Consider the following 16,097-nt stretch of genomic DNA (forward strand, 5'->3'; position numbering starts at 1 on the left):
AATAAATGGCATTGTTTCAATTTTTAGTATCAAAACTTGGTGTTCCAGCAGTCGCATTTTTTGCTGGTATGAAGGCTCTTAAAGCATGGAAGGAGCAGCAGTTAGGAAAACTTGTTGTGATTGTTTTGGTTGCAGGATTCATTCTTTTCTTTTTTGAAAATCCTGAGACAGTATTAAATGCTACGAAGCCTATTTGGTCTAAAGCCCTTGAATTATTCAAGTAGGAAAATGTTATGAGGAGGGAAGATAAAAAACTCTATGTTTATACTACTGCTTTTAAACAACCTATTTGGGTACATAAAATAAATGAGGATTTCAGTTTACCATTTGCGATAAAAATGTCGACTATAGTCTATACTCTAGTAAGTTTTGTTTTAGTATGGTTCTTACTAGGGTATGTACCCTTATTGGATTGGGGTTTTCGTTTTGTAACTTCATTGTTTGCTGGTTGGTGGTGTGGAAACATATTATCTGAGAATAAGATTGATGGAAAAACATTGTTTCGATTTCTAGTAGACTATTTCAAGTTTTGGGTTGAGTATGATAGAGAACGGACAACAATGTATCTTTGTAAAGGAAAAAAATATGAGAAAGTGAGAAGAATTTATCGTGGAATTAACGAATAACATTTGGGCGATAGATGATAGCTTGATTCTCTTAAAAGATGGAAGTGTGCTGGCTGTATTTGAAGTAGAGCCACAAGTCATCAATACGATTGAAGATGGTGAGAAAGAGGATAGCAAAGACCTGGTATTCAATAATTTGTCTAGTATTGCTGAATACAATGATCTTGCGATTCATACTATTAACTTTGATTTAGATTTAGCAAAGAAGATCGCTTTACTATCTCAGGATATTGAGCAAGATGTTGGTACAAGTCCATTAGGAAATTATGTGATTTCAAAATTAGAAGAAAGGCTAGAGGAAGAAGTTACATATTTAACAGAATCAAGAGATTATTTAGTTGTACCTTTAAAGTCGGTCAATGTGTCGTCTGATTTTAAGGTGACGATTAAGCAGACAATTATGACTTTCCGAAAAACAATTATGAAAATGATTGGCTTTGAAGAGTTGCCGAAAGTTGAATGGTGGAAAGATTGGGAAAAACAGAAAGAATTGATTCAAACAAAGTTACATACTTTAACTATTAAGGAAGTTGAAAAAACTGATTTAGAGCTATTGAATCGAATTCATTTTTTGAATGGTCAATACTATGATAAGGAAAGTGAAATTGTTGCGCTTGAAAATTCGATTGAGAATGTGGACGAAACAATTATTGAAGTTGGTGCTGGAAATGCTTTGAAGTTGATCAATGGTGAAGAAGAAAGTTATGTTGCAACAATTCCTGTATATGCTTATCCCAAAAACGTTTCCTATTTACATTTACTAGAGGAAATTAAGAATATTGGTTTTCCTGTCAATAGTGTGTTGAAAGTTCGTTTTTCAACAAGAAGTGGAATCTATTCTTTAAGTACAAAAGCAAGAAATAAACGCAAAAATCTTGGGAATACAGTAAATGAAACTGCTGAGAATGATGATGTTCAAAAGATTGAAGTTTTGGAAAGTCATGAGTTGTTAGAAGATTTTCAAGAGAAGCATGATAATAAGGAATTGATGGTAACGTATCTTCACTTGTTACAGATTACTGGTGATAGTATTGAAGAATTGAATGTGAAGTATGATGTATTAGCTTCAAGATTGAAAGATATGGAAGTTGAAATTGTCAAGGCTGTTGCAGATCAAGTCTACTTATTCTATAAGTGTCGTTTGACAGAGTTGATTGATAATAAAAGAGAAAGTTATTTACAATATTCAAGTCTGCGTGGATTATGTGAGAATCTTTTCTTTACAAAGAAAAAAGTAGGTACAGATATTGGCTTTCCTATTGCTCGAATTGATAAAGAAATTGCTTCATGGTTTGGAGATTTTAAACGTGCTTTGGATTCAAGTACCAATATTGTGTTTACGAACTTACTACAAGCGAATAAAATTGGTATTCATGGAAAGGAAACAAGCAATCCTCATACAGCTATTACTGGTGCGACTGGGAATGGAAAATCTTTCCTGACAAAGTTATTATTTGTTTTTCATGCTCTATTTAAAGCCAGAGTATTATATGTCGATCCTAAAGCTGAAATGAAGAAACAGTTTTTATCAGTTTTAGCTAAGTTAGAAAAGGCTGGCACCTATAAACCACTTCAAAAATTTATACGCTCTATTCGTTTTATCACTTTGGATATGCGAAAAGAGGAAAATAGAGGGGTTCTTGATCCATTCTCATTTTTAGAAGATGAAGGAGAGTTGACAGAATTAGCAACAGTACTTGTAGCTTCTGTGTTGGATAAAGATTCTTATATCAAGATTCAACCCTATCTGTTAGATGCGATTGATAAGGTATTTGAGCGTAGAAATGCTGGTGAAAAGGTTGGTATGTTGCAGGTATTTGCAGAATTGGAAAGCAATGAAAAAGAAGAAGTTGCTACTGCTGGCTATTTCCTGAAGAGAATTTCAAAGAATTCACTGCTATCTTTGTGCTTTTCTGATGGTAGTCAAGAAGTTTTGAAAACAGATGATAAAGTAATTATTGTTGAAATTACAGGTCTTGATATGCCTAAAGGTACAAATAAAGATGAAATGACTGAAACTCAGTTGAGAAGTTTGACCGTTATGTATGCTTTAACTTATTTCTGTGCGATTTTTGGTGAACGTGAGAAAGATAAGGAAACAATGTTATTCCTTGATGAAGCATGGCAGATTATGTCAACTCCTGCTGGACGACAAGTAGTTAACCGTATCAAACGTACAGGACGATCCTTTAACAATTTCTTAGTATTGGTAACTCAATCCGTAAAAGACTTGAAAACAAGTGATGATACAACTGGATTTGGTACAGTCTTTGCTTTTCCTGAACATACAGAAACAGAAGCAATACTGGAACATTTACGAGTTGAAAATGATGAATTATCAAGAGCGTGGTTAGAAAATCAAACAATGGGTCAATGTATCTATTACGATACTTTCGGACGAAAAGAACGTATTACAGTAGATGGTACAATTTTCCCTGAGTTTTTACCATTATTTGAAACAGTTGAATCTAGTTTGGTATCAGTACAGTAAGGGGGAAAAATGAGAAGGAATATTTTATTAGGATTTATTTTGTCTATATTTTTCTTTCCTTTTGTAGCTAGTGCTACTGAGCCAATTTTACCGAATAATAATTTTAATATTATTGAGTTTGATAAAAATACAAATACTCCAAAATTAACCGATCCTGCTGAAAATGCAAAAAAAATACTGGATAATGCCAAAAAGGCAAAAGAAACACAAGAAGCCTTAAAGAAAAAAGAAGAATCAAGTAAATTGACTTTTGAAAATTATAAGTCCCAAATGTCTGATTTGACTAGTAAGGTTTATTTTGATAAGAAATTTTTTGGATTTGATTCAAATATGAATTATTTCTTCAATTCGATTGTGCAAGCTGTATTTTGGGTATCAAAATTTATCTTTTGGATTATTGCTGGTATTTATGGTGCAGTTGATGGAATGAGTGATATAACTTCTTTATTGAATAATACGATAGACAATTCTAGTAAAGTATTTTCTTCTCTATTCAGTAAAGAAGTTGTTTATGTTGTTGGTGCTAGTATGGCAGTTTATCTATTGTATTTGTTTGCGACTGGTAAGGGTAGTGTGATGAAGTCATTTATTAAAATGGTACTGATCTATACTCTTATTGGTTTATATTTTATAAGATTCAATGTGGACGGTCAAAATAAATATTTATTGGCTCACTTATATGATGGATTTAGAACAACAACAATTACGCTTAATGGTGAGATAACAAAAACTCTGACTCCAGAAAGTTCCAATGAGATTGATGCTTATTTTAATGATACTATTATCAAGGCTTATAAGTATATGAACTCTCCAGTAAAGGAAGATGGCTCATTTCAACTATCTGATAAGGAATTTGAAGATTTAGCTGGATATAAGCAGGGTGATGGAGATCATCTTGTCGGTGGGAAAAAAATCAAGGATATTGCCAAAGACAAAGATCCTGAAAATAAGATGTTGAAAAATGAGTGGGGAGCAAAATTTAGCTATGCTTTTGCTTCACTGGTTGATGTAATTGTAGTTGGTAGTGTTTATCTTGTTTTAGGATTATCACGATTTTTCTTTTTAATGGTTTATATCTTTTTAATTTTGATATTGCCATTTATTTTATTGATCAGTCTATTTCCAAAGATGGAACATTTGATTCATGGATTTAATAAAAAAGCTATATCTATGTTGATTTTATCATCTGTAACATTATTAGCTACAACATTGTTTGTATTCTTCTATAATTCTTTAACAGACTTCATTGGCTATGCAGTTGGTGAGAATGTATTAGTTGTGATATTTGTGAAAGCGATATTGTTAGTTTTAATGATTAAGAATAGAGCAATGATTTTATCTATGTTCTCACGAATTGGGCGTTTGCCTGTTAGTCGAATAAATGGATTTAATCTGAATAAAGGAACTAAAACGATTCGAGAGAAATTGTATAGGACAGGTAAAGACGGTTTAGTAGTTAGTGGTCAGTTGGCAAAAGGTGGTTTGAAGATGGGGAAAGAATGTCTACAAGCTCGTCTTAAAAATTTACGCTCGCCAACTAATAACCTGGATAAAAAACAAGAATTGGCTAAAGAACAGGTATCTGGTACTAACGAAAATGAAACTTATAGTAGAGTTAGAGATGGTTATGCGACTGTCAAACATAGAACAACAGGTACGGTTAATGCTCTGAAAGAAAAAGGAAATAGAGCGATGTCTTTCCTTTATGAAGTTCGTACAAATGCGTTTAGAAATCAAGAATCGAATAAGTTTATAGACTTAAATTCAAAAAGAGAATCTTTTGGAACAAAGGCAGATTATCATGAGAAAATGAAAAATAGTTCTCGTAATGAGGTGAAACGTTTGAGAGAAAAACGTTTGGCCAGAAAGAAAGCAGAATTTCAAGCCAAGGTAGACAAGAGAATGAATCAAGTGAATCCTTTGAATAAAGTTTCACCTCAAAAATCAAAGATTAATTCTCCGAAAAGTAAAAAAATGAAAGGAGGTAAGATTAGTAGTTTAAAGAAAAAGGGAAGAGATAAAAAAGTAGAACTTCCAAATGTAAATATTGAAAGAAAGAGGGGTAGGAAGTGATAGCTAAAAAATACGCAAAGATTTTTGGTTCTATAATTGCGACAATTCTACCCTTATTTCTAATCTTGATTCTGATGATTGGATTTGTAGGTGTGTCTTCAGGTAGTTCATCTGATAGTACGACTGGAAAGAGAACACGTTTAACAGCACAAGAAGTAGCTCAAAAAGCGAATATCTCGGTGGAACGTGCAGAAGATGTCATTAAGATTCTTAACTGGCAACTATCTAAAGAGAAATTTACTTTAGAGGGAGCTAGTGGATCTCTTGCAAATGCTGAAAGAGAAAGTGGATTTGATCCTAAACTAACGAATCCTTCAGGTGGAGTTGCTGGATATTTCCAATGGTCAGGTTGGGATAATACTATCAATGGTGATAGATGGAGAAATGCAAGTTCTCGTACTTTGGATAGTACAGTAGAGCTAGAACTAATGAGTTATGAATTAAATCATAGCTATAAAAAAGTCAAAGATTATATGCAAAAGGCAACTGATCCTTTTGAAAGTGCCAAGTATTGGTCTGAACATTATGAAGGTGTATTGTTATCAGACGGTCAAACAAAACTAGAGAAGCTGGAAAAGGACAGTAAGAAGTGGTATGAAGTCTTTAAAGGTACGATTGAATCAGATGGCTCATCAAGTAGCAGTGCAATAGCAGGTAGCGTAGATGTTCCATTTGGTCAGGTTTCGACTGAATTACCTAGTGGATTTTCGATTGATAAGGAAATAAATCAAGCTGGCTACATCACTCAATTTTATCCTTATGGTCAATGTACTTGGTATGTTTTCAATCGTGCAAAAGAATTTGGAATAAACTTTGATCCGTATATGGGAAATGGTCAGGATTGGGCACACAAGGATGGATATGAGGTGACAAATACACCGACTAAACATTCTGCTGTTTCGTTTCAAGGAGGACAAGCAGGTAGTCATGCAACCTATGGTCATGTTGCCTTTGTCGAGGATATTAAAGATGATGGTTCGATATTGATTTCTGAATGTAATGTGATTCAACCGATGCAAGGAACAGGAATTACTGATTATCGTGTCTTTACTGCTGACCAAGCAAAAAACTTTTTATATGTAATTGGTAAATAAGAAAAGAGGAAAAATATGAATAAAAAATTTGTAACATTGTTGTCAGTGGCTGTATTGAGTTCAGTCGCAAATGGAATTTTAGCAGATGAAATTAATTTGGGTGGAAATAGTTCAACTCCAAATGATAATTCAGGTTTAGTAGTTTCAGAAAAACCTGCAGAAGCTCCTAAGGAGTCTACAGCGCCAACAGTAAATGAAAATCTGGATTTGGGTGGAAGTGTGGAGAAAAAAGAGGACAAGGATAGTACAGGAGTAGTTGTAGAGCAGATAATGCCAACAGAACAACCAAAAGAAGATAAACCATCTGAAGAACTTGGAAAAGATACTAATAAGAATCAGGAACACGATCATACAGGAGTAGTTGTGGAGCCAACAAGTCCTTCTACCAATAAATCTAAAGAAGAAAAGCCTGTTGAAAATGTGGGTGATGATAAACAAGGAGATCAAAAATCTTCTGATTCAACTTCGGATAAATCAAAAGAGGGAGAAGAAAATACGAAACCAAATAAAGAAGATACTCCAGAAGTGAAGGAACAAAAACAAAAGGCAGAGGATAATGTTGGAGTAAAAGAAAAAGAAGAACCTAAACCCTTGAATGTGACTAAAGAAGAAATTAAGGAAAAACCTATCGAAACAAATACAGGATATAAGATTGTAGGCACTAATAAAGGCAAAGTAGTTGTAGAAGAAAGTGAAGGCAGTTATGTAGAAAAAGAGCCTTATGAAGTGGGAGCAGTCAAACAAAAAGATGGAACAATCGCTTTGAAAGATAAGGAAGGGGAACTAAAAGTTCTTCCAAATACTGGAACAGCTAGCACAATTTTTGCAACTATTTGGGGATTTGTTGGTTTGATTGCAACATTTTTGGGAAAAAGAAAAGTAAAGTAGCACAAAATTAGCCAAGGCAGGGTAAAGCTTGCCTTGTTTTTTTGTTGGTTTAAGGAGTTAAAATGGATCAAGTAGAATTATTAAAAATCTATGCTGTGAAGTTAGCTAGTAGGTTAGGTGAAAATCAAGAATCTATAGAGTTTATTGCTGACTCTGTAACTGATCATGGTATTGAAACTATGATAGTTGAAGTTATAAAAAATGCGAAGTTTGTTAAAGTTATTTATGATTATGAAGGGAGTCATGCTAATAAAAAATTACCAAGAAGAAATTATGCTAGTGTATCTGTATCAATTGAGGAAGGCTACTCTTTTGATTTCAGTAGAGGAGTAGCTTATACTTATTTTCCTGATATAGAGAAGTTGTTAGAACAATTATAAAATAATTGAAAATGTGATATAATAAAAGAAAGTGAAAGGAGAAAGAATCATGATTAAAGAATTTGGTGTTACAAATCTAGAAGTCACAAAAGAAGATATTTTTAAAAATCCTAATAACCCTATCTTACGTATGTATGATGATGAAGAATTGATTGGAACTTTTAATATTCTTACAGGTGAAGTCTTAGAGGACTTGGACTTGGCTGATTATGATATTCGGTTTGCTCAAAAACAAATTGAATTGAATCGTGATAACTACCTTGAAACGTGGAAGGACTACGTGGGGTTGTTACATGCCTAAGTATTCTTTTTTGAAGTATGGTATTGAGATTCGTCCGAATGAGCATAATCATAAAGGTCAGAAGGCACATATTCATATCTATATCCATGGTGAGGAAGTAGGTTCAATGTTTTTGACTGGAGAGCTTCGAGATGGTAGATTGAAATCAAAAGATATGAAGATTGTAAGGCAGTATGTTTTAGAAAATGCAGATGATCTTCAAGCTTTATGGGATGAATATCAAAAAAGTGCGTATTAAGAAAATAAATTCAAGCCAGAAATGGCTTGTTTTTTTTTGCTGTTGTTTAAGGAGTAGTAAATGAAAGAGTCGAAACAAGTATTTAATATTGAAGTTCCAATTCCTTCCAATATGGTTTTGATCAGTCGTTCCGAGTATCTAGATTTAATACAGAAAGAAGAAATTGGTCAATGGTGGACTATTGATAAGGTTGAGGAATTATTGTCTATTAGTAAAACAAAATTGGTCAATGATATTTTATTGAATCCAACAATAAAAAATGAATTAGATATTGAGCAAAATAAAGAAGGATTTGTCTTATATCCGAAAAGTAAGGGATCACCTTATAGATTTTTAGCAAGAAAAACAAGGGAATATTTTGATAAAAATTATCAAAAAATATTATTAATGTTATAATAGAATGGTGATGACTGCCATTCAGAAAGGAGTTAGTGTGGCAAGTTACAGACAGCGTGGAAAAAACAAACTTTGGGATTACCGTATCTTTGATAAGCAAGGTAATGTTATTGCGACAAATTCGGGTTTTAGAACTAAACGAGAAGCAATGAATGAAGCTCAGGAAAAAGAGAGGAAATTATATCAATCAAATTATACAGCGAGGTTTGATAGTAAGGCTACACTGTATGAGTTGTGGCAGGATTGGTATGATTTAGTGATTCTTCCATCAGAAAAGGCAAAATCGACAAAAGAAGGCTATTCTTATAGAGGAAAGATGATGGAGAAAATCTTTTTAGACATACCTGCAGTTCAAATTAGTCATAAAGAATATCAGTCTAAATTGAATGAATATGGTGAACAAGTAACTAAAGATCATGTAAGTCGATTAAATGCTGATATTCGAACAGTAGTCAATTTTAGCAAGAGAAATGGTCTAGTTTTGAATGATTTTACTGAGGGTGTAAAAATATTTGGTCTGTCTGGTAAAGATATTGATGATAAATATCTCCATAGTATTTCTGACTATAAAAGTTTGTTATCTCATCTACGGTCAAAATTTAATTATCGAGAATCGGTGATGGCTTATCTATTATACTTTTTATTTAAGACTGGATTTAGAGTTGGAGAAGGTATGGCAGTATGCTGGTCTGACATTGATTTTGAAAACAAGACCATTAAAACATATAGAAGATTTTCAGGAGATCGACAAGAGTTTACTCCCCCAAAGACGAAAACCTCTGTTAGAGAGATTCCTGTTGATGAAAAATTATTGCAAGTTCTAGAAGATTTAAAAGCAGAACAGTCTAAAGTTCTTTATGATCGTGAAGATTTGAATAAAGAAGATTTAGTTTTTTATGATAGAAGATATAGAATCCCAACAAATGCAGGTCTTAATAAATATTTAAGAGTTTGTTTATCAGAACTTGGAATTGGTAGTCAAGAAATGTCAGCAACTTCAGGTAGACATACCTACGGTTCATTTCTACTTGCAAAGGGGGTGGATATATGGATAGTAGCAAAGCTGATGGGACATAAAGATATTCAGCAAATTATTAGAACATATGGTCATGTTTTGCAAGAAGTGATCGATAAAGAGTATGATACAGTTAGGCAGTTATTGGTCGATTAAAGAAGAAAAATAAAAGCAAATTCATTGACCAAAATTTGACCAAGTGTATCAAAAGCATTGATAATACAATATTTCTGAGATATTTTCTTATCCCTGCAATCGGCATTTTAGAAAGGTAAAGAAAGACAAAGAAGATTCAAAATGTTTATTTAAAGGCAATTATCACAAGTTGATTTTTAAAAATAATGTAGTAGATTTGTCTTTTTGACCAAATTTTGACCAAAAAGGGAATATAGAATAAAGTAGATTAGATTGATTTACTCTTTAGCAATATTCAAAAACATTTTTATAAAATTTTTTATCTGTATTTGAAGAGAGGTATAATCTATGTGCTAGATTACCTTTATACAAATATTATTGATTGGCATCAGAAATAGTAAAACTACAATAGCTGGTTAGAATCATCAACATTTATTAAAAAGAGGAGGAGTATCATGAACAAGAAAGAACGGATGAAACATGTTGAGAAGACTCACGGTCGAAAAGCAACTGCATCGAAATTGGCAAAAGCCTCTTCTACAACTAAAAATATAAAAATGTATATCGGTCTTGCCCTAACAGCTCTAGTTATAATCATTGTTGCTAGTATCTTTTTAAATTCATCTAATCTTAAGCAAGAAGCAAATCAAACTTCTTCCTCATCTAAGACTGAAGAAACTACAAAAAGTCAGGGGAAAGAGAACGATAAGGATAAGGCTAAGGAAGAGGAAATTCAAAAACTAAAGGAACAATTGTCTGATTTGGATACCAAGATCTCAGAATCAGAGCAACTCGTTAATCAATTTAAAAAAGAAGCTTCTGTTCCCAAATTAGATATTGAAGCTATCAGAAATAATGATTTATCAAGTTTAGAAGGAACTTGGCGGACACAGTCTGGTAATGGATATGTCATTAATGATTCAGGGGAAGTCCAATCTTCTTGGATATACAATGATCAAAAGCATGAGTCTATTGTTGAATTGAAAGTATCAAAAAGTCAGAATGATCGTAACCCAGAAACAGTAGCCCTTGGCGCTTGGGCAAAAGGTTCTCAGGCGGGAGGGTTTGTGGTAGTCGTTGTACCAAGTGGGGTTGTCATGGAACCTGGTGATGATGGTAAAATAACAGACAATTCCAATCACACTGAGGATAGACTCTTTGCAGGACAACAATATGAAGGAATGTTAATGCATCCAGAAAATGTTTACTATCGAGTTAAACCAGATACGACTCAATTAGAATCTGAAGAGAAAAATTTAACGAAATTAAAAACTGATCGTGATGCCATCAAATCAGCTTTAGAGTCTAAAGAAAAATGAAAAATAAATGAAAAGAAGCCAGCAATGGCTTCTTTTTTAGAGAAACTCTGACCACATAGTCTATCATGTCTACCACATAGACAAAATCTATTGTTTGCGATTTTTATTTCTGTTATAGTAGTAATTGTCAAGGGGAGATGAAGCTTCCTAACAAAATAGAAAATGAGGTCGTATCATGAAAAAAGTATTAGGTATTGGATTTTTAGTTGTTGCAGTAGCAGTCTTGTATTTTGGCTTTGTTGGATGGCCAAGTTTGGATGTTAACATCTGGGCACTCTTTCCAGTAGGTCTATTTCTGTTTTTCACTCTTGAAAATCTAGTAAAAAAAGATTATAAGGCCAGTCTCATGAGCTTGATTATTGCCTTTATCATCGCTAATGCCATTCTTGATCTCTTGCCACTTTCAAGTGGTGTAGTTATCGGTGCAGGAGTCTTGGCTTGCGTGGGAATTGGTTTTCTATTTCCTGAAGCCAACAAGTAAGAAGAATAATACAAAAAATCTCGAGTATTCCTCGAGATTTTTTCTTTATTGACCTGCGTAATATTTTTGAATCCCCTTAACGATACCTGCAACCAATCTGTTTTGGTAGGCATCACTGCGGACTTGTTGATTCTCGTTGAAATTGTCAATATAGCCCAATTCCAATAGAACGGCTGGTTTATCAGTTTCTCGAAGGACAGCAAAACTACTTCGTAGACGACCTGCATCCTTAGCACCAGTTTCAGCTAGTAGTGAAGAGTGGATATCTGCCGCGAGGCGATTACTTTCACTGATTCGGTCAGGGTGGTTATGCCAGTACGGATTGATCTTAGAAGGATAACCAGCAGCTTCTTCATAAGAATAAGTTTGGATTCCAGCTCTGTTTGAAGCTGGATTACCACTAGCATTGAAGTGAATACTAATAAAGATATCTGAGTCAGTCTTATTAACCATTCTTGAACGTTCGGTGACAAAGTCTACAAAGACATCACTGTCTCTTGAAGAAAGAACAGTATAGCCGAGTCCTTCAAGCTCCTTGCGAAGCTTTTGGTAAACTTGCATATTCAGTTCTTTTTCGGTGATATTATAATAAGATGCACCGGGATCTTTACCACCATGGCCTGGATCTAGGAAGATAATATTGTTATATTTCCCCTTTTCAAAACCACGACTTACAGAAGTTTCACCAATCCATTTACCATTGCTTTGGAATTGATGAGTTTGTCCATCGATTTTATGGGTCCCTGTAACATAGACTCCATTTTCATCCACATAGTAGCGGGCTTTATAGTAGCTATCGTCAATCCATTCGCTCTTAGCCATGTAGCCACCTGCCTTGAGGTAGTAAGAACCAATCCATTCACGCGCTGCGTAAGCACCACCAGATTTCAAGTAGAACCAGCTATCATAGTTTTTATCGAAAATCCATTCTTTTTCAGCCATAGCCCCGCTAGCTTTTAGGTAGTAGCTACCTTGCCATTGGTTACTTGCCATAGTAGCATCTTTGTTAAAGTAGTACCAGGTACCACTAATTTTATCCCACTTATTTTTGATTAATTTACCAGAAGCAAGGGCATAGTACCATTGTCCATCTTGTTTTACCCAAGAACTCTCAGCCATGGCACCACTATTGGTAAACAGATAGTCGTCAAAAATTGTGTTGCTGAGCATGACACCATCTTGATCAAAATAGTACCAGACACCACTGATCTTTTCCCATTTTTGTTGAGAAATTTTTCCATAAGCGTTAGCGTAATACCATTTATCTTGGAGTTTACTCCAACCAGAATCGACCATAGCCCCGCTACTAGTTAGGATATATCCATCAAAAATAGTATCACTCAGCATGATGCCATCTTTGTTGAAGTAGTACCATTTCCCTTGAATTTTTTTCCAGTTAAGAACAGGGGCATTATTTTCATAGAAGCGCCAGTGGTTTTCCTCTAATACCCAACCTTCTTTTTGAACTTCTGGAGCCTTGTCTTCTTTCTTAGCTGGATTTGTCGTTTGATTGGCATTTGCTTCAGTTGAAGGTTCAGTTTCCTTGGCTGGAAGACTGTTTTTCTCCACTTTGTCAGTAGCGGTTTCACTGTGTGTTGTTTCTACTGGGGTAGACTGTGCTTTGTTTTCCTCAGCATAGCTAAGATTGGTTGTTAGACCAAATACTGAAAGCGTAATGGCACTTGCCAAGAGCGTTTTTTTCACTTGATTAATCTCCTATACATTTTTTATAATCTTTTTTTAAAAATCTCATTAGAAAAGCCCCTCTTAGGAATATCTAGTAACCAATGATCGAGGTGCTGGTAGATTGTATTGTTTTAGTTGACTATTTCATCATGAAAATTTGAGCAATCATGATAATATAGATGAGCAGTGTTAGTAAAAATCCAGCTCGCCAAAAGAATTTAATAAATTTGGGATAATAAAAGCTACGTCTTTTGTTTAAGAAGAAAAAGACTAACACAATTGCTAGTATTGATAAGGCTATTCCCAATACGGGAAGTAGATTATGTGTAAACATCTTAGCCGTAATCAAATAATATTCAAAAATTAGAAAAGGGAAAGCCAAATCAGCAGCATTGACGCCCCTTTTCTTTAACTTAAAGAGTCTGCTTAAAATAATCGCCAGAGCTAAGGTTAGTACCAAAAGCAAGATAGAAGCAAGTTTCATTAAAATCATACCATTATTGTATCATAAAATTTTGAGAATAGAAAAGTAAATTCCTTGATTTATCACTGTTTTAGCAAAAAATCATTGGTAAGAAACAGATTTTATAATTCCTGCTTGAATAGAATGAATCATGTGTTTGCTACGATGATAGTTTGAACTCTCAATATAAATCTTTTTTATGTTCACCATAGAAAATATATATTAGTCAGAAGAGAAGAATAGTAGTAGAATGAGTAGCAAATAAAATAAAGGAGTTTCTTATGAAATTAGTTACGTTATGGTCAAAACTCTCACTAGGAATCCAATTATTAGTGGCTTTGGTCTTGGGGGTGATTGCTGCAGTCATCTGGCCACAATTTGCAGGCTTTTATCAATTTTTAGGACAAGCTTTTATTAAATTGATCAACATGGTTATCATCCCATTAATTTTCCCAACTATCGTTGTTGCAGTAGCCGGTGTTATCGGGAAAAAATCTTTCGGAAAAATATTGACCAAGAGTTTGGTTTACTTTTTCGCAGTAACAACTGCCATTACTCTTTTGTTTGTATTTGCTAGTTACTATTTAGGATTTGGTCAAGGAGTGAATATCGGTCAAACTGGTGGAAACCTTGATGGAATTGCCAATAATGTCAAATTTAGCGAATTTTTGCTTGGTTTTATTCCATCAAATATTGTCAAGTCTCTTTCAGATGGCGCTCTATTGCCAATTATCGTGTTTGCTATCTTTCTTGGTTACGGAATTGGGAATCTTAAATCAGAGAAATCTCAGAAAATTATCGAAGGTTTCCAAATCTGGATTGAAGCCATCTACAAGATTGTTACAGTGATCGTCAAACTTTCACCGATTGGAATTTTTGGATTTATCGCCAAAGATGTTGCAACTACTGGCCTTGATAAATTGATTGGGCTTGGTCAATTTGTAATCGGAACTTACTTGGCTTATGCTGTATTGGTTCTCCTTATTTTCCCTTTGATTGCTGTATTCTTTAAAGTGCCGTATTTGTCAGCCTTTCGTGAAAATTGGAGTCTCTTGACTCTAGCTTTTGTTACGGGTAGTTCTAGTGTTGTCTTGCCATCACTTCTTAAAGATTTAAAAAAACAGGGGCATGACGAGCATACGATTGATTTAGTTGTTCCTTTAGGATATACTTTTAACTTAGAGGGAGCAGCAGTTTATTTCTCAGTAGCGACGATTTTTATCGCGCATGCCTACGGCATTCAATTTTCTTTATCAAGTCTCTTGTTTACTGTTTTATTATTGAGTTTGATTGGAAAAACTGCGGCAACCGTACCATCAGGAGCTATCGTGGTTCTATTGGCAGCAGCACCTCAATTGGGCTTACCAGTTGAAGGAGTCGCCTTGATTTTTGCAGTAGATTTCTTTGTCAATGCTGGCCGTACTATGATCAATGTTTTGGGTCAAATCTTAACAGTTAGCGTTATTGAAAAAACAGAAGGATATATTTTAGAAGAAGAAAAGGAAAGCCAACTTTCAGTCAGCTTTTCTTAAGGAGTTTATAAGTAATGAGTGAAGCAAAAGTTTATGTGATTCATGAGAATCTTGAATGGACCCAGCATTTGGTCAAATGGTTGGAAGAGTTAGAAGTCCCTTATGAACTGTGGGATTTGTCTAGTGGGATATTGGATCTTCAAAGTCCACCGCCACAAGGTATCTTTTACAATCGTATGTCTGCATCTTCTCACACTAGAGGACATCGCTATGCACCAGAATTTACAGAGCAGGTAATTACTTGGTTAGAAGCCCACGGACGCAAGGTTGTAAATGGAACTGGGGCTATCAACCTAGAGATCAGTAAAGTCAAACAATATTTGAAGCTAAATGAGTCTGGCATTGAGACTCCTGCGACAGTTGCAGTTTTAGGGCAAGAAAATATTATTGAAGCAGCCAGAAAATTGAACATCTATCCATTGATTACCAAGCACAATCGAGCAGGTAAGGGGTTAGGTGTTCAACTCTTCCAAAATGAAGAAGAATTGGAAGCTTATGTCAATAGCCCTCTCTTTGAGCCATCAGTGGACGGTATCACCTTGTTACAAGCCTACATCAAACCAAGTGATGGCCGTATTCGTCGTTCAGAGTTTATCAACCAGAAGTTCCTTTATACTGTTTCAATCGATTCTTCAGATGGTTTCCAACTGTGCCCAGCAGATGGTTGTCAAATTGGCAAGAGACCAGAACAACTAGAAACGTCTGAAAAATTCCAGATTACAGAACCTCTACCAGATTCTCGAAGAGAAGCTTATGAGAACTTTCTAAAAAATGCTCAGATTGAAGTTGCTGCTATTGAATGGGTTCAGTCAGAGAGTGGTGATATTTATGTTTATGATGTAAATACCAACACAAACTACAATCCTACCGCAGAAAAGAATGCCAATATTTTCGCCCACCAACATTTGGCTCAATATCTAAAAACAGAATTGCAAGCCCTAACGCGTGGACAATAAAGTAGGAAATTCAAAAATCCCCC

The 16,097-nt window shown here is 34.5% G+C and carries 17 protein-coding genes; 15 read left to right on the forward strand and 2 right to left on the reverse strand.

All coding sequences use genetic code 11. The features are described from left to right. Positions 1–5: 5 nt before the first annotated feature. The 13 genes from PCY08_RS05400 to PCY08_RS05460 all read left to right on the forward strand — a co-directional run bounded on the left by PCY08_RS05400 (position 6) and on the right by PCY08_RS05460 (position 11,437). Positions 6–224 carry a TcpD family membrane protein gene (locus PCY08_RS05400; protein WP_049504187.1) on the forward strand — a complete coding sequence of 73 codons (219 nt, stop codon included), beginning with the start codon at positions 6–8 and terminating at the stop codon, positions 222–224. 9 nt (positions 225–233) lie between these two features. Beyond that, on the forward strand, positions 234–626 hold the full coding sequence (locus tag PCY08_RS05405; protein ID WP_049504189.1) for a TcpE family conjugal transfer membrane protein: 393 nt from the start codon (positions 234–236) through the stop codon (positions 624–626). Continuing rightward, entirely contained in the window at positions 610–3,117 is a 2,508-nt protein-coding gene (locus tag PCY08_RS05410; protein WP_301559688.1) for an ATP-binding protein, read from the forward strand. Before PCY08_RS05405 ends, PCY08_RS05410 begins: the two co-directional genes overlap by 17 nt. 9 nt (positions 3,118–3,126) lie before the next feature. Further along, on the forward strand, positions 3,127–5,190 hold the full coding sequence (locus PCY08_RS05415) for a hypothetical protein (RefSeq protein WP_301559689.1): 2,064 nt from the start codon (positions 3,127–3,129) through the stop codon (positions 5,188–5,190). Further along, positions 5,190–6,284 carry a phage tail tip lysozyme gene (locus PCY08_RS05420; protein WP_301559739.1) on the forward strand — a complete coding sequence of 365 codons (1,095 nt, stop codon included), beginning with the start codon at positions 5,190–5,192 and terminating at the stop codon, positions 6,282–6,284. The genes PCY08_RS05415 and PCY08_RS05420 overlap by 1 nt, the downstream gene beginning before the upstream one ends. Before the next feature lie 15 nt (positions 6,285–6,299). Then, positions 6,300–7,172, forward strand: a complete 873-nt coding sequence (locus PCY08_RS05425) for an LPXTG cell wall anchor domain-containing protein (RefSeq protein WP_301559690.1) — start codon at positions 6,300–6,302, stop codon at positions 7,170–7,172. A 62-nt stretch (positions 7,173–7,234) separates the two neighbouring features. Then, the gene (locus PCY08_RS05430) at positions 7,235–7,552 is read left to right on the forward strand and encodes a hypothetical protein (RefSeq protein WP_301559691.1); all 318 of its coding nucleotides are present in this window, start codon (positions 7,235–7,237) and stop codon (positions 7,550–7,552) included. 49 nt (positions 7,553–7,601) lie between these two features. After that, complete coding sequence (locus PCY08_RS05435) at positions 7,602–7,853, forward strand: hypothetical protein (protein ID WP_000588738.1); 252 nt, start codon at positions 7,602–7,604, stop codon at positions 7,851–7,853. Next, complete coding sequence (locus tag PCY08_RS05440) at positions 7,846–8,091, forward strand: DUF4160 domain-containing protein (protein WP_001127469.1); 246 nt, start codon at positions 7,846–7,848, stop codon at positions 8,089–8,091. The genes PCY08_RS05435 and PCY08_RS05440 overlap by 8 nt, the downstream gene beginning before the upstream one ends. A gap of 60 nt (positions 8,092–8,151) precedes the next feature. Then, a complete protein-coding gene (locus PCY08_RS05445; RefSeq protein WP_000665060.1) occupies positions 8,152–8,487 on the forward strand; it encodes a DUF771 domain-containing protein in 336 nt (111 codons plus the stop codon). Between the two features lie 37 nt (positions 8,488–8,524). Next, positions 8,525–9,658, forward strand: a complete 1,134-nt coding sequence (locus PCY08_RS05450; RefSeq protein WP_301559692.1) for a site-specific integrase — start codon at positions 8,525–8,527, stop codon at positions 9,656–9,658. Positions 9,659–10,092: 434 nt separating this feature from the next. Further along, complete coding sequence (locus tag PCY08_RS05455) at positions 10,093–10,956, forward strand: DUF6287 domain-containing protein (RefSeq protein WP_301559693.1); 864 nt, start codon at positions 10,093–10,095, stop codon at positions 10,954–10,956. Between the two features lie 175 nt (positions 10,957–11,131). Further along, positions 11,132–11,437, forward strand: a complete 306-nt coding sequence (locus PCY08_RS05460; protein WP_301559694.1) for a hypothetical protein — start codon at positions 11,132–11,134, stop codon at positions 11,435–11,437. Between the two features lie 45 nt (positions 11,438–11,482). On the opposite strand, the gene PCY08_RS05465 is transcribed toward PCY08_RS05460, so the two are convergent. Further along, positions 11,483–13,141 (reverse strand): N-acetylmuramoyl-L-alanine amidase, encoded by a 1,659-nt coding sequence (locus PCY08_RS05465; RefSeq protein WP_301559695.1) that lies wholly within the window; start codon positions 13,139–13,141, stop codon positions 11,483–11,485. A 121-nt stretch (positions 13,142–13,262) separates the two neighbouring features. Then, positions 13,263–13,616, reverse strand: a complete 354-nt coding sequence (locus PCY08_RS05470) for a DUF3397 domain-containing protein (protein ID WP_301559696.1) — start codon at positions 13,614–13,616, stop codon at positions 13,263–13,265. A gap of 251 nt (positions 13,617–13,867) precedes the next feature. Here PCY08_RS05470 and PCY08_RS05475 point away from each other — a divergent pair, with 251 nt between their 5' ends. Further along, positions 13,868–15,118: a dicarboxylate/amino acid:cation symporter gene (locus PCY08_RS05475; protein WP_301559697.1), complete on the forward strand. Its 1,251-nt coding sequence runs from the start codon at positions 13,868–13,870 to the stop codon at positions 15,116–15,118. A 14-nt stretch (positions 15,119–15,132) separates the two neighbouring features. After that, a complete protein-coding gene (locus PCY08_RS05480; RefSeq protein WP_301559698.1) occupies positions 15,133–16,074 on the forward strand; it encodes a RimK family alpha-L-glutamate ligase in 942 nt (313 codons plus the stop codon). The last annotated feature ends 23 nt before the right edge of the window (positions 16,075–16,097 follow it).

Source organism: Streptococcus sp. SO4 (assembly GCF_030440055.1).
Classification (GTDB): Bacteria; Bacillota; Bacilli; order Lactobacillales; family Streptococcaceae; genus Streptococcus; species Streptococcus nidrosiense.